The sequence below is a fragment of the Collinsella aerofaciens genome, from assembly GCF_015557435.1.
Classification (GTDB): Bacteria; Actinomycetota; Coriobacteriia; order Coriobacteriales; family Coriobacteriaceae; genus Collinsella; species Collinsella aerofaciens_Z.
Genome location: NZ_JADNOH010000014.1, coordinates 25916 through 46508, shown reverse-complemented (window position 1 = coordinate 46508; position 20593 = coordinate 25916). Strand labels below are relative to the sequence as shown.

The 20593-nt window shown below is 60.9% G+C and carries 18 protein-coding genes; 2 read left to right on the top strand and 16 right to left on the bottom strand.

The window, feature by feature from the left end; genetic code table 11:
* Positions 1 to 360: 360 nt before the first annotated feature.
* Positions 361 to 3009 (top strand): bifunctional acetaldehyde-CoA/alcohol dehydrogenase, encoded by a 2649-nt coding sequence (gene adhE, locus I2G43_RS01265; RefSeq protein WP_195534791.1) that lies wholly within the window; start codon positions 361 to 363, stop codon positions 3007 to 3009.
* Positions 3010 to 3097: 88 nt separating this feature from the next.
* The gene (locus tag I2G43_RS01260; protein WP_006236119.1) at positions 3098 to 3862 is read left to right on the top strand and encodes an aminoglycoside phosphotransferase family protein; all 765 of its coding nucleotides are present in this window, start codon (positions 3098 to 3100) and stop codon (positions 3860 to 3862) included.
* 177 nt (positions 3863 to 4039) lie between these two features.
* Here the strand turns inward: I2G43_RS01260 and I2G43_RS01255 are convergent, their stop codons facing one another.
* The 16 genes from I2G43_RS01255 to I2G43_RS01180 form a co-directional block, all read right to left on the bottom strand.
* Positions 4040 to 5761, bottom strand: a complete 1722-nt coding sequence (locus I2G43_RS01255; protein WP_229071430.1) for a proline--tRNA ligase — start codon at positions 5759 to 5761, stop codon at positions 4040 to 4042.
* Positions 5762 to 6844, bottom strand: coding sequence for a flavodoxin-dependent (E)-4-hydroxy-3-methylbut-2-enyl-diphosphate synthase (ispG, locus tag I2G43_RS01250; protein WP_229071428.1), 1083 nt, complete (start codon positions 6842 to 6844; stop codon positions 5762 to 5764). It lies immediately after the preceding gene.
* A gap of 13 nt (positions 6845 to 6857) precedes the next feature.
* Positions 6858 to 8219 (bottom strand): M50 family metallopeptidase, encoded by a 1362-nt coding sequence (locus I2G43_RS01245; RefSeq protein WP_195534790.1) that lies wholly within the window; start codon positions 8217 to 8219, stop codon positions 6858 to 6860.
* Positions 8220 to 8244: 25 nt separating this feature from the next.
* Positions 8245 to 9432 (bottom strand): 1-deoxy-D-xylulose-5-phosphate reductoisomerase, encoded by a 1188-nt coding sequence (dxr, locus tag I2G43_RS01240; RefSeq protein ID WP_195534789.1) that lies wholly within the window; start codon positions 9430 to 9432, stop codon positions 8245 to 8247.
* Positions 9432 to 10331: a phosphatidate cytidylyltransferase gene (locus tag I2G43_RS01235; protein ID WP_324249475.1), complete on the bottom strand. Its 900-nt coding sequence runs from the start codon at positions 10329 to 10331 to the stop codon at positions 9432 to 9434. Before I2G43_RS01235 ends, dxr begins: the two co-directional genes overlap by 1 nt.
* A 2-nt stretch (positions 10332 to 10333) precedes the next feature.
* Complete coding sequence (locus tag I2G43_RS01230) at positions 10334 to 11128, bottom strand: isoprenyl transferase (protein ID WP_117735162.1); 795 nt, start codon at positions 11126 to 11128, stop codon at positions 10334 to 10336.
* A gap of 1 nt (position 11129) precedes the next feature.
* Positions 11130 to 11666 (bottom strand): ribosome recycling factor, encoded by a 537-nt coding sequence (gene frr / locus I2G43_RS01225; RefSeq protein ID WP_006236112.1) that lies wholly within the window; start codon positions 11664 to 11666, stop codon positions 11130 to 11132.
* A gap of 2 nt (positions 11667 to 11668) precedes the next feature.
* The gene (gene pyrH / locus I2G43_RS01220; protein ID WP_040359955.1) at positions 11669 to 12391 is read right to left on the bottom strand and encodes a UMP kinase; all 723 of its coding nucleotides are present in this window, start codon (positions 12389 to 12391) and stop codon (positions 11669 to 11671) included.
* 117 nt (positions 12392 to 12508) lie between these two features.
* A complete protein-coding gene (tsf, locus tag I2G43_RS01215) occupies positions 12509 to 13378 on the bottom strand; it encodes a translation elongation factor Ts (RefSeq protein WP_195534788.1) in 870 nt (289 codons plus the stop codon).
* 45 nt (positions 13379 to 13423) lie between these two features.
* Positions 13424 to 14152: a 30S ribosomal protein S2 gene (gene rpsB / locus I2G43_RS01210; RefSeq protein WP_006236109.1), complete on the bottom strand. Its 729-nt coding sequence runs from the start codon at positions 14150 to 14152 to the stop codon at positions 13424 to 13426.
* 219 nt (positions 14153 to 14371) lie between these two features.
* Positions 14372 to 15280 (bottom strand): tyrosine recombinase, encoded by a 909-nt coding sequence (locus I2G43_RS01205; protein WP_229071434.1) that lies wholly within the window; start codon positions 15278 to 15280, stop codon positions 14372 to 14374.
* 8 nt (positions 15281 to 15288) lie between these two features.
* Entirely contained in the window at positions 15289 to 16626 is a 1338-nt protein-coding gene (gene trmFO / locus I2G43_RS01200) for a methylenetetrahydrofolate--tRNA-(uracil(54)-C(5))-methyltransferase (FADH(2)-oxidizing) TrmFO (RefSeq protein ID WP_195534787.1), read from the bottom strand.
* 14 nt (positions 16627 to 16640) lie between these two features.
* Entirely contained in the window at positions 16641 to 17573 is a 933-nt protein-coding gene (locus I2G43_RS01195; RefSeq protein WP_195534786.1) for a DNA-processing protein DprA, read from the bottom strand.
* Positions 17573 to 19096: a YifB family Mg chelatase-like AAA ATPase gene (locus I2G43_RS01190; RefSeq protein WP_195534785.1), complete on the bottom strand. Its 1524-nt coding sequence runs from the start codon at positions 19094 to 19096 to the stop codon at positions 17573 to 17575. Before I2G43_RS01190 ends, I2G43_RS01195 begins: the two co-directional genes overlap by 1 nt.
* On the bottom strand, positions 19096 to 19581 hold the full coding sequence (locus I2G43_RS01185; protein WP_195534784.1) for a YraN family protein: 486 nt from the start codon (positions 19579 to 19581) through the stop codon (positions 19096 to 19098). The genes I2G43_RS01190 and I2G43_RS01185 overlap by 1 nt, the downstream gene beginning before the upstream one ends.
* Positions 19582 to 19770: 189 nt before the next feature.
* Positions 19771 to 20559, bottom strand: a complete 789-nt coding sequence (locus I2G43_RS01180) for a ribonuclease HII (protein WP_195534783.1) — start codon at positions 20557 to 20559, stop codon at positions 19771 to 19773.
* Positions 20560 to 20593 lie beyond the last annotated feature (34 nt).

The window sequence follows — 20593 nt, the reverse complement described above, 5'->3', positions numbered from 1 at the left end:
GCATGGCCACCGGACCCATCGAAACACATCTCCACCGTTCCTTCAACTGGGAAAACGGCGCCCCCGGGCCCCGGGAGGGGCCGCGGGGGCGTTCGGCTAACTGCGGGAACGGCCTATTTGCTCAATGTGTTCGGCTGAGATCGGAAATCAACCAAAATGACAAATCGATGTCTGTCCCACATGAGTGAATGCACTCATGTAAGCCTGTCCCCAATGAGTGAGGCGATGCATTATTAGTTGAATCGCTTCATTTTGTTGAAGCGTTTTAGTATGCCTTTTACGGGAATCTGACCGTTTACCGAATAATTTATTGCTATCATGCAAGGCGTAGGGTAAATCTCCGATCGCAAGGAGACACAAATGGTGAAAAAGTCACCGGAAAACACTACTCCCGCAATTGTGGACAACGTAGAGGCGCTTGAGGCTAAGCTCGCTCAGATGCGAGAGGCCCAGGCGCTTTTTGCTTCGTACACGCAGGAGCAGGTCGACAAGATCTTCTATGAGGCCGCCATGGCCGCCAACAAGGCTCGTATCCCGTTGGCGAAGATGGCCATCGAGGAGACCGGCCGCGGCGTTCTTGAGGACAAGGTCATCAAGAACCACTACGCCGCAGAGTACATCTACAACGCTTACAAGAACACCAAGACCTGTGGTGTCCTGGAGCGCGACGAGGCCTACGGCATCACCAAGATCGCCGAGCCCATCGGTATCGTGGGTGCCGTCATCCCGACGACCAACCCCACCTCCACCGCGATCTTCAAGACGCTGATCTGCCTGAAGACCCGCAACGCCATCATCATCTCCCCGCACCCCGCTGCCGCCAAGTGCACCATCGCCGCCGCCAAGCTCGTGCTTGACGCCGCCGTCAAGGCCGGCGCCCCCGAGGGCATCATCGGCTGGGTCGATGTCCCCTCCATCGAGCTGACCAACATGGTCATGCGCGACGTCGATATCATCCTCGCCACCGGTGGCCCGGGCATGGTCAAGGCCGCTTACTCCTCGGGCAAGCCCGCCCTGGGCGTTGGCGCCGGTAACACCCCGGTCGTCATCGACGACACCGCCGACGTGCTGCTCGCCGCCAACTCCATCATCCACTCCAAGACCTTCGACAACGGCATGATCTGCGCTTCCGAGCAGTCCGTGACCGTCATCGACACCATCTATGACCAGGTTAAGGCCGAGTTCCAGAAGCGCGGCTGCTACTTCGTCAAGCAGGGTGCCGAGATGGAGGCCCTGCGTGGCGCCATGTTCAAGAACGGCGCTCTCGACCACCGCATCCCCGGCATGGCTGCCGCCAAGATCGCCGAGCTCGCCGGCATCGAGGTTCCCGCCAAGACCAAGATCCTGATCGCCGAGGTCAACTCCACCGACCCCGCCAAGGAGGAGTTCTCCCACGAGAAGCTCTCCCCGGTCCTGGCCATGTACCACGCCAAGGACTTCCAGGAGGCCGTCGACAAGGCCGAGCACCTGGTGCTCGCCGGTGGCCCGGGCCACACCGCCTCTCTGTACGTGCACCCCGCCCAGGCCGAGAAGATCAGCCTGTTCGAGCACGTCATGAAGGCCTGCCGTATCGTCATCAACACCCCGTCCTCGCACGGCGGCATCGGTGACCTGTACAACTTTGGCATGAAGCCGTCTCTGACCCTGGGCTGCGGCTCCTGGGGCGGCAACTCCGTCTCCGAGAACGTTGGGGTGAAGCACTTGATCAACGTTAAGACTGTGGCCGAGCGCCGCGAGAACATGCTTTGGTTCCGCGCTCCCGAGAAGGTCTACTTCAAGAAGGGTTCCACGCCCGTCGCTCTCGACGAGCTCGGCACCGTCATGGGCAAGAAGCGCGCCTTCATCGTCACCGACCAGTTCCTCTTCAAGAACGGCAACACCCGCGCCATCGAGGCCAAGCTCGACGAGATGGGCATCGCCCACGACTGCTTCTACGACGTCGAGCCCGATCCGTCGCTGCAGTGCGCACGTCGTGGCGCCAAGCAGATGGCTCTCTTTGAGCCGGACGTCATCATCGCCGTCGGCGGTGGCTCCGCCATGGACGCCGGCAAGATCATGTGGATGATGTACGAGCACCCCGAGTGCAAGTTTGAGGACATGGCCATGGACTTCATGGACATCCGCAAGCGTATCTTCACCTTCCCCGAGATGGGCAAGAAGGCCTACTTCGTCGCCGTCCCGACCTCTTCGGGTACCGGCTCCGAGTGCACGCCGTTCGCCATCATCACCGACAAGGAGACCGGCATCAAGTGGCCGCTCGCCGACTACGCGCTGCTCCCCAACATGGCTATCGTCGACGCCGACAACTGCATGACCGCCCCGCGCGGCCTGACCGCTGCCTCCGGCATCGACGTCATGACCCACGCCATCGAGTCCTACGTCTCCATCATGGCTTCCGACTACACCAAGGGCCTCTCCGAGCGCGCTGCTAAGCTCGTCTTTGAGAACCTGCCCTCCAGCTTCGAGAACGGCGCCAAGGACCCGCACGCCCGCGAGGAGATGCACAACGCCTCCTGCATGGCCGGTATGGCCTTCGCCAACGCCTTCCTGGGCCTCAACCACTCCATGGCTCACAAGCTCGGCGCTTTCCATCACCTGCCCCACGGCATCGCCAACGCTGTCATCCTGACCCGCGTCATGCGCTACAACGCCGCCGAGGCCCCCGTCAAGATGGGCACCTTCTCCCAGTATCCTTACCCCAACGCGCTGCACAACTACGCCGAGATGGCCAAGTACTGCGGCATCGAGGGCAAGGACGACAAGGAGACCTTCGAGAACTTCATTACGAAGCTCGAGGAGCTCAAGGACTTCATCGGCGTCAAGAAGACCATCGCCGACTACGGTGTCGACGAGCAGTACTTCCTCGACACCCTCGACGAGATGACCGAGCAGGCATTCAACGACCAGTGCACCGGCGCTAACCCGCGCTACCCGCTCATGAGCGAGATCAAGGAGCTCTACCTGGACGCCTACTACGGCCGCGAGCCCCAGGATTACGCCGTCTGCTAGTTCTAGCACGGTTTTTTACGGCGGGGGTGCACGGGTGTTTCACACACCCCCGCCGTCGCTTCTATCGCATCGTTGAAAGGATGCAACCATGCTGCTACCCGATTCCAAGACCGAGCTCGTCCGTCGTGGCAACAAGGTCGTTTACGACCTGGGCGACAAGATCGTCAAGGTCTTCAACGAGACCAAGCCTGTCTCCGACGTGTTCAACGAGGCTTTGAATCTTGCCCGCATCAATGAGTGCGGCATCCGCAGCCCCAAGGCTCTCGAGGTTTCCCAGCTCGAGAACGCCAACGGCTGGGCACTCGTGACCGAGAAGGTCCCGGGTACCACCCTTGCCGAGAAGATGACTGCCGAGCCCCAGCGCTTCGGTGAGTACCTCGAGATGTTCGTCGACCTCCAGATCGAGATCCACGGCTACACCTCCCCGCTGCTCAACCGTCAGCGCGACAAGTTCGCCCGCATGATCGACAGCCTGGATCAGCTCAATGCCACCACGCGCTACAACCTTCAGGAGCGTCTGGACGGCATGACCAAGGAGTTCAAGGTCTGCCACGGCGACTTCAACCCCTCCAACGTCATCGTCGGCGACGACGGCCAGCTCTACGTGTGCGACTGGGCACACGCCACCCAGGGCTCCCCTGCCGCCGACGTTGCCACGACCTACCTGCTCTTTGCCCTCAACAGCAAGGATCAGGCCGAGGCTTATCTGGAGCTCTACTGCGACCGCGCCGACATGCCGATGCAGGTCGTGCGTCAGTGGACGAGCATTGTCGCCGCTTCCGAGCTCGCTCGTAAGCGCAACGTGAACGATGAGTTCCTTAAGAACTGGATCGACGTCGTCGATTATCAGTAATATCTGAGCGATTTATTTCGCATCGGAGGCACAAAGGAAAACCCCGCAGCTCATCCGGGCTGTGGGGTTTTCCTTTTTGAATTTGAGCATATCGGGGTAAATAGGGCTGCCCCGCATCTCCCCTATCTGGAGAAATGCGGGGCAGCCCCGTAATACAGTTATTGGCGATGTCGTCGACTAGCGGCGAGCAGCCTTCACAAGCTCGGCGACCTTGGCGACAACCTCGTCGATGGCGACGTCCTCGCGCTCGCCCGTGGCACGGTCCTTGAGCTCCACGGTGCCGTTCTTAAGGCCGCGCTTACCCAGAACGACCTGATACGGGAAGCCCATGAGGTCGTTATCGGCAAACTTAAAGCCGGGACGCTCGTCGCGATCATCGACGACGACCTCGATACCCTCGGCGCACAGACCCTCGACGATTCTGTCGCAGACGGTAGCGCACTCCTCCTTCTTGGGGTCGAGCGGAATCACCGCGACCTCGTAGGGAGCGACGGAAACCGGCCAGACGATGCCATGCTCGTCGTTGTGCTGCTCCACGACGGCAGCGAGCGAGCGGGACACGCCCACGCCATAGCAACCCATGATGAGCGGCTTCTCCTTGCCGTCCTCGTCCATAAAGGTGGCGCCCATGGCCTCGGAGTACTTGGTGCCCAGCTGGAACACCTGAGAGACCTCGATGCCGCGAGCAGCAGAGAGCGGCTTGCCGCAATGCGGGCACGGATCGCCGGCAACGACGGTGACCAGGTCGGCCCACTCGTCGACGGAAAAGTCGCGGTCGGGGCAGGCACCGGTAAAGTGATAGTCGACCTCGTTGGCGCCGCAGGCCCACTGCTTGGACTCGCGCAGGCTCTCGTCGCAGACCAGACGGATACCCTCGGGCAGGTTGACCGGTCCGATAAAGCCCTTGTGCAGGCCATAGGTTTGGAGCTCCTCGTCGGTCATCATACGATAGCCCTTACCAAAGACATGCTCGGCCTTGCAGTCGTTGAGCTCGTGATCGCCCGGGACGATCGCCACAACGGGCTTACCCTCGGCGTCGATGAGGGCCAGCGACTTGCGCGTGCCGTTCTCGGGGAAGCCGAAGAACTTGGCAACGGCCTCAATAGTGCCCATGCCCGGAGTCTCGACCTTGGTGAGCGTACCGTCGCCAGGACCCTCGGTCACAACGACCTTGGTGCTCGCAGCCTCATCGTCGGCAGCAAAGCCGCAGTCGTCGCAGTAGACGAGCGATGCCTCGCCGGCCTCGGCCAGAGCCATGTACTCGACGGAGGTGTCGCCGCCGATCTCACCGGAGTCGGCGACAACGGGCAGGGCCTTGATGTAGCAGCGCTCGCAGATGTTGGCGTAGGCCTGCTTCATCTTGTCGTACTCCTCCTGCAGGCTCTCCTGCGTGGCGGAGAAGCTGTAGGCGTCCTTCATGATGAACTCGCGGCCGCGCATCAGGCCAAAGCGGGGACGGAACTCGTCGCGGAACTTGTCCTGAATGTGGTAGAGGTTGACGGGCAGCTGCTTGTAGGAGCGCAGCTCGTTGCGCACCAGGGCCGTGACGGTCTCCTCGTGCGTGGGGCCCAGGACGAACTCGCGGCCATGACGGTCGTCAAAGCGCACGAGCTCCTTGCCATAGGCATCGATACGGCCGGACTCACGCCACAGCTCGGCATCGACCATAATGGGCATCATGAGCTCCTGAGCACCGGCGGCGTCCATCTCGTCGCGCACGATGTTCTCGATCTTGCGGATCGAGCGCCAAGCGAGCGGCAGGTAGGAGTAGAGACCAGCGGCCTCCTTGCGAATCATGCCGGCACGAAGCAGCAGGCGGTGGCTTGCGAGCTCAGCGTCGGCCGGATCCTCTTTGAGTGTCGGCGCATAGAGCTTAGACATGTACATTGCTCGAGTCATTTATTTCTCCTCAATAAGCTTGTCGACCTCGGCCATAAGCGCGTCGACAATTTGATCCTCAGCTACTTTACCAATGATCTGGCCATGCGAAAAGAGCAGAGCCTGACCACGTCCGCAGGCAACGCCCAGGTCGGCATCAGACGCCTCGCCGGGGCCATTAACGGCACATCCCATGACGGCAATCGAAAGCGGTGCGGCGTAGTTTTTAAGTCGCTCGGTGACTTCCTCGGCGATGGGAATCAGGTTGACCTGGCACCGCGCGCAAGTGGGGCACGAGACGATCTCGGGACCACGGCGACGCAGGCCCAGCGACTGCAGAATACCCCAAGCAACCGGCGGTTCCTCGACCGGATCGGCCGTGAGGGAGACGCGCATGGTGTCGCCGATGCCCTCGGAAAGCAAGATACCAAGGCCCACCGAACTCTTGATGGTGCCCTGCAGCTTGGTGCCGGCCTCAGTCACGCCCAGATGAAGCGGAACGTGGGGAATCTCACGCGACAGGGCACGATAGGTATCGAGCGTCGTTTGCACGCTATGGGCCTTGGCAGAAAGCACAATGTTGGTAAAACCGCGGTCCTCAAAGTGCTTGACGAAACGCTCGCTCGACATCACGAGCTTTTCGGGCTGCGTGAGGTCGTCGCGCTCGGCAATATCCTGCTCAAGCGAACCGGCATTGACGCCGATACGAATCGCACAGCCAGCAGCACCCGCAGCATCGATTACCGCGTCAACCTTGGCCCAATCGCCGATATTGCCGGGATTGATGCGCAGCTTGGCAGCACCAGCCTCAACGGCACCAATGGCGAGCTTATGGTTAAAGTGGATATCGGCGACAATCGGCACCGGAGACTCGGCACAGATGGTGCGGAAACCCTCAAGCGCGGCCTCGGTGGGCACACTCACGCGCACGATATCGCAGCCAGCCTGCGCCAAAGCACGCACTTGCGCAAGCGTTGCCTGGGCATCAGCGGTATCGGTGCAGGTCATGGATTGGACCACCACCGGCGCGCCGCCACCGATCTGCGCGCCGCCCACATGCACGGGACGCGTCAGCTCGCGAGGCAAAGGATGGGATAAAGACAATCCAACCACTCCCCTACAGAATAAATCGAAGGATGTCGGAACGAAGCATATAGACAAACAGCAGCGCAAAGAGCGCGATGCCCACATAGCTCACAATCGTCTGGACCTTGAGCGGAAGCTCGCGGCCCGCAATCTTTTGAATGATCTCGATGACCAGCTTGCCGCCATCGAGCGGTGGGATGGGCAGCAGGTTCATAAAGCCAAGCGAGAACGAAATGAGGGCGGCAAACGAAAGGAACGTGGCAGGGCCGGCGGCAGCAGCCTGTGAGGACATAACGCTAATACCCACGATTGAAGAGGACTGGTCGAGAATCTCCATCGTATGCTGCGGCTGGAGCAGGCGCATCACGCCCTCCGCTGTCTGCACGATATAGGAGAACGACAAACGAGCCGACGTGATGGGGTCCAAACGGACCACCTGCGTAGAGGCATACACACCGAGGCGCTCGTCCTCTTTGAGCGCAACCGTGGTCGAATGCTGCTTGCCGTCACGCTCGTACTCGATGGCGATATCGTCCTTACCGGCAGCCTTGCCGATGGCATCGTAAACGTCCATCCAGGTAGAGCACGATACTCCGTCGACCGAAAGGATCGCATCGCCGCCCTCGATTCCCGCCGCGGCGGCAATCGAGCCTTCGTCAACCTGGCCGATCACATTGGTATCCACCGGCACCGTGACGCCCGCGATGGAATAGATGCTCATAAGGAGCAAAAAGCCCGTCAGGATATTGACGATAATGCCCGCAAGCAGCATAAAGGAACGCTTGACAAAGCCCTGGCCCAAATAGGTGTGCGAGCGCTCGCGTGCAAGGAATTCGGACTCGCCGCACGGCAGCTCCCATACATCGCCCTCGGCAGTCGCGTGCTCACGATCGAACCGACGGCCGTCAAAGGTGGTATAACCCGCCGCGTCACGCGGCAGGGTCTGGTACTTGGTGGGATAGTAATTGGGCGAAGGCTTTTCCCCTTCTTCATACCAGGGAGCGATGGAGCCCCAGCCCAACAGCAAAGCACAGGCCTCGAGCACATCCTCCTCGGACAGCTCGAGCTCGACGGCAAGATCGGCCACCGTCACCCGGCCGTGACGATAGATGGCAGCAAGCACGCGGTCGGCACACGAGACGTCGGTCGGATCCATGCCACAAATGGCTGCATAGCCACCCAGCAGCAGCGGCGTCACGCCAAACTTGGTGCCGATACGACGCGACGTGTGGTGGATATCAAAGCGACACGGCAGGCCCAAAAAGAACTCGGTCACGCGGACACCGCAGGCACGCGCCGCCAAAAAGTGGCCGCCCTCGTGCAAAAACACGAGGACGGAAAGCATCAGAAGGCCCCAAAAGACCGATGAGAGAACGCTCAGAACAGTATCCATAAAACGAAAAAGCAATCCTTATGGGTTAAGAACGGGTTGCGGCGAGCACCTGCGCGGCCTTTTCACGCGCCCACGCATCGATATCGGCGAGCTGCTCAAACGAGGCAACTGCCTGAACCTCGTGGGCATCCATGCAGGATTCCACAATGCGGTCGATATCGGTAAAGCTACACCCATCGTGCAGGAAGGCGTCGACGGCGACCTCGTTAGCTGCATTAAGCACACACGGCATGGTGCCGCCCATCTTACCGGCACGCTCGGCCAGCGCCAGACAGCGGAAGGTATCCATGTCGGCGGCATCAAAGGTGAGCTGACCCAGCTCGCGGAAGTCGATACGTGGAGCCGGCGTATCCCAGCGCTCGGGATACGAGAAGGCAAACTGGATGGGAATGCGCATGTCGGAGGCACCGAGATGCGCCATCACGGAGCCATCGGCGAACTCGACCATGGAGTGAATCTTGGACTGACGCTGCACGACCACGTTAATAAAGTCGAGGTCGCAGCCAAACAGATGCATCGCCTCGATGCGCTCCAGACCCTTGTTCATAAGGGTGGCGGAGTCAATCGTAATCTTGGCACCCATGGCCCACGTGGGATGCGCGAGGGCATCGGCACGCGTCACGCGATCGAGCTCGTCTCGCGTGCGGCCAAAGAACGGACCGCCCGAGCAGGTGAGCCAAATACAATGAGCCTCGCGCGGGTTCTCCCCCAGATAGCACTGGTAAATGGCGGAGTGCTCAGAGTCGACTGGAATAAGCTGGCCCGGTTGCGCCAACGGCATAAGCAAGTCGCCACCGACGACGAGGGACTCCTTGTTGGCAAGGGCAAGGCGCTTATTCGAGGTCAAGGCCGCATGACTCGCCTCGAGACCGGCGGCGCCCACAATAGCGACAAGCACGCAGTCGACATCGTCGCGACGCGCGAGCTCGCAAACCGCCTGCGCGCCAACGCCGAGCTTCGTTCCCTCGGGCAACTCCTGCAGCACGGCGTCATCGCCATGATCGACAGCGGCCACGGCAACCGCCGGAACCGAGAACTCGCGGGCAGCGGCAACGAGCTCGGAGGTACTGGAGTTAACGGACAGCGCCGTCACCTGCAGGCGATCGGCATGCTGGCGGCACACATCGAGCGCCTGGGTGCCGATAGAGCCCGTACAACCCAGGATGGCAACGCGAAGGCGTCCATCAGGGCCATACGTCGTCTGGAAGGACATTACAGCACGCCTCCGATCATCAGCAACAGCTGCGCGGTGATGCAACCGAAGATAAGCGAATCGCTACGATCGAGCATTCCGCCGTGGCCCGGGATAAGGTTGCCGGAATCTTTGACGCCCACACCGCGCTTGATGCGCGACTCGATAAGGTCGCCGATAACGCCCAGAATGGACACGACCACGCCGCACAGCAGCGCATAGGGCAGGCTGAGCTTGTAGAAGTGCGTCGCCCACAGGATGAGCCAAATCAAAACCGAGCCCAGGATGCCGCCGACAAACCCCTCCCAGCTCTTTTTGGGAGAAATCTTGGGGACCATCTTGTGCTTGCCGATACGGCTGCCCACGATGTAGGCAAACGAATCGGAGACCCAAAGGGACGCGCAAACGCCCACTGAAAGCAGGGCACCGGCAAAACCGGGCACGGCATCGCGCAGCAGCACGATAGCCGACAGCATAAAGCCAGTGTAGATGGGACCCATGAGCGTCACTGCCACATCAGAGATGCGGGTACGCGGCGACCAGACATACCAAATGCCCACAGCGAGCATCAGGGCAAAAAGCAGGGCATTCAGCAACATCGAATCGCCCAACGCCGACAGCGGAAAGAGTACGGCGGCAGCGATACCCATGCGCTCGTTAGCCATCTTGCCATCGAGCCTCGTCATGCGGAAGAACTCATAGCAGCACAGACCGCTCATGACGGACACGAAGATAGCCGTGGGAACAATGCCCAAAACCAGGCACAGGATAAAGACGACGGCATAGACGATACCGGCGGCGGCACGGGTGATAAAGCCCGCCAGCCATGAACCGGAGCTGCCCTTCGCTGCGGGCGCCCCTGCAGGGGCAGCTTTGCGCGCAGGCGTCTTGGGAGCAGATGCCTTGGGACGATCGGACACGATTAAGCCTCCTCGGTCTTGCTCAGTCCACCAAACCTACGGTCACGGCCCTGATAGGCCAAAATGGCGTCGACAAGGCCCCAACGATCAAAGTCGGGCCAATAGGTATCGGTGACGTAGAATTCGGAATAAGCCACCTGCCACAACAGATAGTTCGAAAGGCGCAGCTCACCTGAGGTGCGAATCACAAGCTCAGGATCGGGAAGGCCGGCGGTATAGAGGTGGGAAGCCACCATGTCGTCATCAATTGCGGCAGGATCGATCTTACCGGCGGCAGCGTCGAGTGCAATCTGACGGACAGCGCGGGTGATCTCGGCACGGGCGCCGTAGTTGACGGCAAGCGCCAGCGTCATACCGGTGTGGTCGGCACACTCGGCTAGACCGCGCTCAAAGACATCGCGGGTCTTCTTGGGCAGTGCGGAAATGTCGCCCAAAAAAACAACGCGCACGTTTTCGCGCTTCAGAAGAGGCAGCTCGTCGATAAACGTCTTGGCAAACAGATGCATCAAGACGTTGACCTCATGCTGCGGACGGTTCCAGTTTTCGGTAGAAAACGCATAGGCAGAAAGCACGTCGACGCCCAGACGCACGCAGGCGGTAATGATCTCGCGCAGCGAGACGATACCTGCCTTATGACCCTCGGTGCGTGCAAGACCGCGCGACGTGGCCCAACGACCGTTGCCGTCCATGATGCACGAGATATGGTGCGGAATGTTATTGAGGTCAAGGTCGGAAAAACCGACGCCCGCAGGGGCGTCGGCAAAGTACTCGACCAGTTTATGCTCGTCGTATTGCACCTTAGATCTCCATGACCTCGGCTTCTTTTTCCTTCAGAAGCTCCTCGACCTTGGCGACATACTCATCGGTATGCTTCTGGACCTTGGCCTGCTCGCGACGGACATCGTCCTCGGTGAGCTCCTCATCGCGCTCGAGCTTGTTGTTGAAGTCGCGACGGATGTTACGGATAGACACCTTGGCCTGCTCGGCGTACTCGCGGCACTCCTTGACGAGCTCGCGACGGCGCTCCTCAGTGGGAGCCGGGAACGGAAGACGAACGACGGTGCCATCGGAGTTGGGGGTAATACCCAGATCGGAAGCGCCGATGGCCTTGACGATAGCGTTGATGAGGGCCTTGTCCCACGGCTCGATGAGCAGCATGTGAGCCTCGGGGGTCTTGACGGCGGCAACCTGCGTGACCGGCGTGGGGACACCGTAATAATCGACGGTGATGTCGGACAGAATGTTGGCGTTGGCGCGACCGGTACGGACCTTGGAGAAGTTATGCTTGAGGGACTCGAGCGACTTGTCCATATGGGCGGTGATGTTCTCTGCCATGCTTAATCCTCCTGATAGACGAGCGTGCCGACGGGTTCACCCGCGAGCGCGCGTTTGACGGTGTCCTCGCCATCGATGTTGAGGACCAAAATAGGCATACGGTTATCCTGGCACAGGGCCGTAGCTGTGGAATCCATAACCTGCAGGCCGCGAACGAGAACCTCGTGATAAGTAATCTTGTCAAAACGGACGGCATCGGCGCACTTGACGGGATCCTTGTCGTAGATGCCGTCAACCTTGGTGGCTTTAATCAGAATCTCGGCGCCGATCTCGCACGCACGAAGAGCCGCGGCGGTGTCGGTCGTAAAGTACGGATTACCCGAACCGGCGGCAAAAATAACAACGTTGCCCTTGGAAAGGTGGTTGATAGCGCGACGGCGAATATAGGGCTCGCAGATCTCGTTCATCTGGATAGCGCTCATCACGCGGCAGGGAACATCGTTATGCTCGAAGGCATCCTGCAGGGCGAGCGCGTTCATAACGGTTGCAAGCATGCCCATGTAGTCGGCCTGAGCACGCTCCATGCCACCGGCAGCGCCGGCCATGCCGCGGAAAATATTGCCGCCGCCGACAACGACGCCGACCTCATGGCCAACGGCGAGCAGCTCCTTGACCTGCTTGGCAAGATGGTCGGTAACCTTGGGGTCGATGCCATATTGGCCGTCGCCCATCAGTGCTTCGCCGGAAAGCTTAAGAAGCACGCGTTTATATCGGATGTCGGACAAAGCGATCCTCCTTTAATTAGACTCTCAATATGATAACAAAGGCTTAACGGGGAGCCATGAAAAAGCAGGCTGTGAGTAAAACCCACAGCCTGCTCATTACCAGCTACAAGAGCTTATTTACTCGCCACGGACCAGACGGTCGAAGGCAACGACGGTAATGGTGTCGCCAAGCTCCTTGGAGACCTGCTCAGCGTACTTCTTGATGGTGAGGGAGCTGTCCTTGATGAACTCCTGCTCAGTGAGCACGGACTGCTTGTAGAACTTCTCCAGACGGCCGACAGCCATCTTCTCCTGGATGGCCTCGGGCTTACCGGACTCGGCAGCCTGAGCCATGTAGATCTGCTTCTCGTGCTCGACGGTCTCGGCCGGAACCTGCTCACGGGTAGCGCAGATCGGGGCGACGGCGGCAACCTGAAGGGCAACGTCGTGAGCGAAGGTCTTGAAGGACTCAGCCTGAGCGGTCTCGGCCTTCTCGAAAGCGAACTCGACGAGGACGCCGATCTTGCCACCCATGTGGATGTAAGAAGCGAGAGCGCCGTTCTCGGCCTTGCGGGCGGCAAAACGGGAGATCTTCATGTTCTCGCCCATGATGTGGATCATCTCGGTGAGCTCGGAGGAAACGGTCTCCTCGCCCATCGGCTTCTCGAGCAGAGCGTCGACGTCAGCCGGCTCGGTGGTGGCGACAACCTCAGCGACCTTGGAAGCAAAGCCGGTGAACTTGGCGTTGGAGCCGACGAAGTCGGTCTCGCAGGAGAGCTCGAGCAGAGCGCCGGACTTGCCGTCCTCGGAGACGAACGCGGCGACAGCGCCCTCGTTGGTCTCACGGCCAGCCTTCTTGGCAGCCTTGGCGAGACCGTTCTTGCGCAGAACGTCGACAGCGGCGTCCATGTCGCCGTCAGCCTCGACGAGAGCCTTCTTGCACTCCATCATCGGGGAGTCGGTCATCTCGCGGAGCTGCTTGACCATAGCGGCGGTAATCTGGGCCATTGTGGTTCCTTTCAAAGAGATGAAAAAGAATTAACTAAGACTGATTTACTCGGCCTTGGGCTCAGCGGCCATCTCGGCCTCGGAGACCTGCTCCTTGCCGGAGCCGGCGAGGCAGGCGTCGGCCATGAGCTCGCACATAAGGGTGACAGCGGAGATAGCGTCATCGTTGCAGGGGATGCCGTACTCGACCTCGTCGGGATCGGAGTTGGTGTCGATCAGAGCGACGACGGGGATGTTCAGGCGCTGGGCCTCCTTGATGGCGTTCTCCTCGCGCTTGGTGTCGATGACGAAGAGAGCCTGGGGCAGACCCTTCATGTCGCGGGCACCACCGAGGTTGGTCTGGAGCTTGGTGAGCTCCTTACCGAGCACTGCCTGCTCCTTCTTGGGCAGAACAGCCATGCGGCCGTCCTCGACCATGGCCTCGAGCTCCTCCATGCGGTTGATGCGGGAGCGGATGGTGACGAAGTTGGTCAGCATACCGCCGAGCCAACGCTGGTTGATGTAAGGCATGTTGGCGCGCTCAGCAGCGTTCTTGACGGCCTCCTGAGCCTGCTTCTTGGTGCCGACGAACAGCACGTTGCCACCCTTGGCAACGTTCTTGACGAAAGTGTAGGCCTGGTCGGCGTCGAGGATGGTCTGCTTGAGGTCGAGGATGTAGATGCCGTTACGCTCACCGAAGATGAACGGCTTCATCTTGGGGTTCCAGCGACGGGTCTGGTGACCGAAGTGGCAGCCGGCCTCGAGCAGGGTGCGGATATTAATCTTGGTAGCCATGTTAAACCTCCTGTGGTTTGCCTCCGCGCGGGGTCATCCTCCAAAACCAACCCGGACATGTGCTACCAAAGCCCGGGCACCACGGTATGAAGTAGCCGCGCGTGCGTGATAAAAACCTGTTGCCGTGAAGCAACCCGATGAATGATAGCAGGATTACTTCTTCCTGCCAACCCGCAATCAAAACCACACACCTTGGTGGTTCAGCGCGAGACGCCCTATCTACTCTCCACGGGGATGGGCCTGAGCCACGGCGTTCTTGAGCCGATCGGGCGTGAGATGCGTATAGATCTGCGTCGTGGACAGGCTCGCGTGGCCCAGCAGTTCCTGCACCGAGCGCAGGTCCGCGCCACCCTCGAGCAGATCGGTCGCAAACGTATGGCGCATCGCATGTGGGGCGATGTCAGCCGGAATGCCGGCGAGCGTCGCCATCATATGGAACCTTCTCCTGAGCATGGCGGCGCTCATGCGGTTGCCGCGCGCCGAGATAAACAACGGATGCGGACCATTTGCGGCATCGCGACGCTTTGCCTGGGCGAGCAGCGCCGGTCTCCCCTCCTCGATATAGGTGCGGGTCGCCTCGAGCGCGCGGCGATACAGGGGCACGATGCGCTCCTTGCTGCCCTTTCCCCACAGCCGCAGCGTGCGCTCGGACCATGCAATGGATTCCACATTGAGCGCCGCGAGCTCGGAGATGCGCGCGCCAGAGGCATAGAGCAGCTCGAGCATCGCCGCATCACGCAATCCCGCGGGCATCGCGGTGTCGGGGGCACGGAGCAGCTCCTCAACCTGCTGGGTCGTCAGCACCCCGGGCAAGTCGCGCGGGAGTTTGGGCGAGGAGATTGCCGAGACCGCATCGCCCTCCACAATCCCCTCAGCAGCCATCCAGCGATAGAACGATCGGATAGCCGACAGATGCGCCGCAAGCGTGCGGGGTGCCACCTGCTCGCGCGAGAGCTCGGCCAAATACGTGCGAACGGTGCGCACGTCGGCCGCACGCGCGTCGGTGCCCGTACGCTTGCACCAAGCCGCAAAACGTTCCAGGCGCGAGCTATAGGCGGCAACCGTGTTGGGAGACAGACCCTCGACGCGTGCGATATAGGCGATAAACGAGTCGACGGTATCGTACAGGTCAAAGGCTATGACCGGTCGCCTCCAAACAGGTCGGAACGCGTGACCAAGTAGGCATCGAGAGCCTCGAGGGCGCGGTCCGCATAGGCCTGGTAGCGATCGCGTTTGCTGCGGCGTTTGCCGTCCTCGAGCGGCGGCACCAGGCCAAAGTTGACATGCATGGGTTGGTAGCCCACCGTGGCGGGATCGGTCGCATAGCCCACGAGCGCACCCAGGGCGCCCACGCGAGGCAGCTCGACGCCCGCGGCCCCGATAGCCTCGGCATAGGTGTTGACTGCAGCAAGCAGACCGGTCGCCACCGCTTCCATGTACCCCTCGGTGCCGGTAATCTGGCCGGCAAGGCGCACACTCGTACCGGGCACGGCAAAGGTCCCGTCGAGCACGTGCGGCGCATCGGCAAAGGTATTGCGATGCATGACGCCATAGCGGAAGAACTCGGCGTTCTCCAGACCGGGAACCATATGGAACACGCGCTTTTGCTCGCCGAAGGTCAGATTGGTCTGGAAGCCCACCAGGTTATAGGCGGTCTTCTCCTTGTTCTCGGCGCGCAGCTGAATCGCCGCCCAGGGACGACGACCGGTTCGCGGGTCGGTGAGTCCGACGGGCTTCATGGCGCCAAAACGGATGGCGTCCTTGCCGGTGCGTGCGACCTCCTCGGCGGGCTGGCAGGCCTGGAACAGGTCGCCGCCCTCAAAGTATTTAAGCACCACACGGTCGGCCGTAGTGAGCGCCTCGATAAAGGCCTCGTACTCTTCCTTGTTAAGCGGGGCGTTAAGATAGTCGCCACTCCCCTGCTCCTCATAGCGCGACTGCGAGAACAGCACGTCCATATCGAGCGTGGAGGCATCGACGATTGGGGCCGCCGCGTCAAAGAACGCCAGGGCGTCACCACCGACAAGCTTCATGACTTCCTCGCTCAACGCCGGCGAGCACAGCGGTCCCGCGGCAATGACCACATGGCCCTCGGGAATCCGGGTGACCTCGCCGTGAACGACTTCGATATTGGGGCGGGCGGCAACCTCGGCCTCGACAAGCTCGGAAAACTTGACGCGGTCGACCGCCAGGGCGCCGCCGGCGGGAACGGCCGCACGATGGGCGCAATCGAGCAGCACCGATCCCATGCGCTCAAGCTCGGCCTTCAGCAAGCCGGCAGCAGAGTCCGGACGGGTCGACTTAAACGAATTGGAGCAGACGAGCTCCGCCAAGTGATCGGTATGGTGGGCAGGAGAACTCACCTGAGGGCGCATCTCGCACAGCTTTACGGCGAACCCGCGATCTGCCAGCTGAATCGCGCATTCCGATCCCGCCAGACCGCCACCAATAACCGTCACCTGATCAAACAGCATCTGCAAACACCTTTCTAATTGACACGCTTTCCATTGTGACCGAAGGGCGTCTGAGCGTGAAGCGCAAACTTTGAGGGCGCATACCTTCCATCCATCATGCGCTCGATGAGGCCCTCGAGCTCGAGCGAGCCCAGGAGCTTAAGGACACCGACGGCATCGAGCGAGACGAGCGCGGCAATGTCGTCGACCTTGAGCGGCGAGGCGATAAGCGCATGCATCACGGTCTGTTGCATAGGGTCCAGATCGGCGATACCGGGCGCATCGGGGCGCGAGTAACGCAAGGTGCCGTAGATGCGTGAAATGGCCATCTCGATGGATTCCTCGTCCACGATACAGCAGGCACCGTTGGCGATGAGGTAGTTGGTACCGCGCGACTCGGGCGACAGGATGGAACCCGGCACCGCGAGCAGTTCACGTCCCAGGTCCATAGCGGCCTCGGCCGTCGAGAACGTACCCGAGGGCATGCCCGCCTCGGAAACAAAAAGTGCCTGCGACAGCGCGGCGATGATGCGATTACGCCGCGGGAAGGCAAACTTGCGCGGACCCATGCCCCACGGCGAGATCGACACGACCGCACCACCCGTATCGAGCGTGCGCGTGATAAGCCCCGCACTCGAGCGCGGGTAGACCACGTCGGCGCCTGTCCCCAGCACCACAACGTGTTTGCCGCCGGCATTGACCGCAGCCCAACCCGACGCCTGGTCGCAGCCCACGGCGCCACCCGAGACCACCGTGACGCCCGCCTCAACCGCCACCTTGGCCGCAAGTTCCGCGACGGCAAGGCCATACGGAGATGCCTTGCGCGCGCCGATGATGGAGAGCGCGGGCGTCGATAACACGGCAGGATCGCCGCGCACATAGAGCGTCTGGGGCACATCGGAAAGTTCTAGAACAGCTGCTGGATACAACGCATCACCGGGATGCAACTCGAAGATCCCCTCTGCCATCATTGGTCCCTCCTTCCCTGATACATCGCCGCCTCGAGCACGTGGTCCTGCGTCACCCGCTCGCTTTCGGCGACATCGGCGATCGTGCGTGCGATGCGCACCAGACGCACGATGCCGCGACCCGTGAGATGCGTACGCTTCGACAGGCCAAGCACGCACTTCTCTGCCGCCTCGTCGAGCGCAAAGGTCGACACGACGCCGTCAATGGAGCGGGACTCGTCATCCTCGGCCTCGGCGTCCGCATCGTCCATATGCGACTCGCGCCAGGCGCGGAAGGCGCGCCCACGCACAACGTAATCGCGCAACTCGGCCGATGACATGCCCTCGGCGCCCTCGATAATCACCTGGGGGTCGGGACGGGTCACGTCGAGCATCATGTCGATACGGTCGGCCAAAGGACCGCGTAACTTAGCCCGATAGCGTTCGACCATCGAGGCGGAGCAGCGACACGGCACTTCGCGATCACCCAAAAAGCCGCAGGGGCAGGGATTGCTCGCGGACAGCAGCTGAAAGCGCGACGGGAAGGTAAAGGCCCCGTCAACACGCACGATCTTCACATAGCCGCGCTCGATGGGCTGGCGCAGCGTCTGCAACACGCCGGTGGGAAACTCGGCGAGCTCATCCAAAAAGAGCACACCGCCATGAGCCAGGCTGATCTCGCCCGGATGCACCGGACGTCCGCCACCGATAAGGCCCGCGGTCGAAATGCTGTGGTGTGGGCTTCGGAAGGGCCGATGCCCCGCCAGCAGCCCATCGATGTTTTCGCCCAAGACCGAATGGATACACAGCGCCTCCTGCTGATCCTCAACAGAAAGCTCGGGCAAAATACCGGTCATGCGACGCGCAAGCATCGTCTTGCCCGAACCTGGGGACCCAATCATGAGCAAGCCGAGCTCACCCGCCGCCGCAAGCGCCATGCCGCGTTTGGCAACCTCCTGCCCTAGCACGTCGGCATAGTCGAGTTCGGGCTCAAAGGTCGCCTCGAGCACTTCAGAATCCAAGTAGTGCCGCGCGGCATCGCCCATACCATGAGCAAGCTGAGACAAATGATCGATAAATCCGCAATCCACGCCCGCAAGCGGCACATGCTGATCGGACCTGCCGGCGATAAAGGACAGCCCCATATCACGCGCCAATAGCTGAAACGCCACCTCGCCCTTGACAGGAAGCACCGTACCGTCCAAGCCAAGCTCACCAGCAATAAGACAACGATCGAGGTTGTCGCGGGAAATCTGACCATCGGCCGCCAATACCGCGATGGCGATGGGCAGATCAAAGCCGCTACCGGTCTTGCGAATATCGCCGGGCGCCAGATTGACCGTAATGCCCGAGCGCGGAATCTCGAACCCGGCGGAGCGCATCGCACAGCGAATACGACCGCGTGACTCCATCACCTCCATACTCGGAATGCCGAGCATCTGGATGCCCGGAACGCCACCGGCAAGCGAGACCTCGACCGTGACGTGAATCGCCTCGACGCCGCGGATGCAGGCCGCGTGAACGGCAAACGTCTCGAACGCCATCACGACACCTGCCAATCGAACGCGTTGTACTGATGCTCGATCTCGGCGATATGCCCGCCGCGAATGGTAACACCCACGGCATCGAAGCGAATCGCCTTGAGCGGATAATGCTCCATGAGATAGCAGCTTGCGATGCGGCGGTAGCGGCGTTGCTTTTGGGCGTCCACGGCCTCCTCGGGAAAGACCCGCGCGTCGCAATCCAGGGCGACGCGTCTAGTCTTGACCTCGGCCATCACCACGACATCGTCGAGCTCATCGAGCAGCACCAGATCGGCCTCGCCCTCGGTGCAACGATAACCCTGCTCCAGCAAGGTGTAGCCGCGCTCGTTAAAGTAGTCGATGGTGATCAGCTCGCCCATCATGCCCAGCTCGCGGGGACTGAGTCCCTTGATAAACTCGGGCGTCATCGCCCCGCAGTCGAGCTCGCCGTTTTCCCAACGCTCCTTGAGCTGCTGCGTCTTGCTCTTTTTGCTTGCGGCACTCATGGGGTCTCCTTTCCCGCACACTGCAGTGCCCCGATGATGAGGGCACCTTTCATGCGGGTAAGTACCGGAAGCAAACCAAAAGCTGACCAAATGCCGTCAAAAAACGGGCCGTACGCAGCAATGGTGTTGCATACGGCCCGCTACCAGCAGGTTTATAAAACCCCAGAGGTCCCTGTCTCCACAATTGACCTAGAAAAGGCGCTCAGTCTGCAGAAAGTTTCCGCAAAAGCTCACACGGTGCAGCGGACAAAGTCCATGTTTGCGAATGGCCTCGATATGCTCGGGGCTTGCATAGCCCTTCGACTCGGCCAGATGGTACTCGGGATACTCGGCGTCGTACTCGACCATTATCTCGTCACGCGTGACCTTGGCCATGATAGACGCCGCGGCGATGCAGGCGATTTTGGCATCGCCCTTCACCACATCGCGCTCGTTAGGAACGGCGCCCAAGGGATTGCCATCCATGAGGACGCAGTCGGGCTCGAGTCCTGTATCGGCCACGGCGCCCGCGACGGCGGTACGGATAGCACGGGCCATGCCCATCTCATCGATATCCTTCGGCGCGATATGGCAAAAACCGATCGCCGTCGCCACCTCGGCAATCTTCACTGAGAGCAACTCGCGGCGCGCGGGCGTGAGCTTTTTGGAATCATTGATGCCCCAGACGCGCGGCTCCATAGGAAGACAGACGGCGCATACCGTCAAAGGACCGGCCACCGATCCGCGACCCACCTCGTCGACACCAACGACCACCCCATCGCCGCCAAGCTCGTGCATAAGCTCGTACATGTCATTGACGCGCTCGCGCTCGGCAAGCTCTTTGGCATGGCGTTTGAGGGCGCGTTCACAAGCCTTGATCACCTGCTGGCGCGGGTCCTCGCGATAATGCTCCACGAGGGCGGGAATCTCCTCAAACGTAGCGCTCGCCAACTCACCGGCAACCTGCGATGCCGAAACCGAGCTCGTCATGTTGGCCATACCAGGCCCTCCTTGCATGCAAATCAGATAAAAA

Excerpts from the sequence above, each read along its gene's own strand:
- adhE (WP_195534791.1), top strand. The coding sequence starts at position 361 with ATGGTGAAAAAGTCACCGGAAAACACTACTCCCGCAATTGTGGACAAC.
- I2G43_RS01185 (WP_195534784.1), bottom strand. The coding sequence starts at position 19,581 with ATGAGTGCCGCAAGCAAAAAGAGCAAGACGCAGCAGCTCAAGGAGCGT.
- tsf (WP_195534788.1), bottom strand. The coding sequence starts at position 13,378 with ATGGCCCAGATTACCGCCGCTATGGTCAAGCAGCTCCGCGAGATGACC.
- I2G43_RS01260 (WP_006236119.1), top strand. The coding sequence starts at position 3,098 with ATGCTGCTACCCGATTCCAAGACCGAGCTCGTCCGTCGTGGCAACAAG.
- I2G43_RS01245 (WP_195534790.1), bottom strand. The coding sequence starts at position 8,219 with ATGGATACTGTTCTGAGCGTTCTCTCATCGGTCTTTTGGGGCCTTCTG.
- dxr (WP_195534789.1), bottom strand. The coding sequence starts at position 9,432 with ATGTCCTTCCAGACGACGTATGGCCCTGATGGACGCCTTCGCGTTGCC.
- trmFO (WP_195534787.1), bottom strand. The coding sequence starts at position 16,626 with ATGCTGTTTGATCAGGTGACGGTTATTGGTGGCGGTCTGGCGGGATCG.
- I2G43_RS01255 (WP_229071430.1), bottom strand. The coding sequence starts at position 5,761 with ATGACTCGAGCAATGTACATGTCTAAGCTCTATGCGCCGACACTCAAA.
- I2G43_RS01180 (WP_195534783.1), bottom strand. The coding sequence starts at position 20,559 with ATGGCCAACATGACGAGCTCGGTTTCGGCATCGCAGGTTGCCGGTGAG.
- I2G43_RS01190 (WP_195534785.1), bottom strand. The coding sequence starts at position 19,096 with ATGGCGTTCGAGACGTTTGCCGTTCACGCGGCCTGCATCCGCGGCGTC.
- I2G43_RS01195 (WP_195534786.1), bottom strand. The coding sequence starts at position 17,573 with ATGGCAGAGGGGATCTTCGAGTTGCATCCCGGTGATGCGTTGTATCCA.
- rpsB (WP_006236109.1), bottom strand. The coding sequence starts at position 14,152 with ATGGCTACCAAGATTAATATCCGCACCCTGCTCGAGGCCGGCTGCCAC.
- frr (WP_006236112.1), bottom strand. The coding sequence starts at position 11,666 with ATGGCAGAGAACATCACCGCCCATATGGACAAGTCGCTCGAGTCCCTC.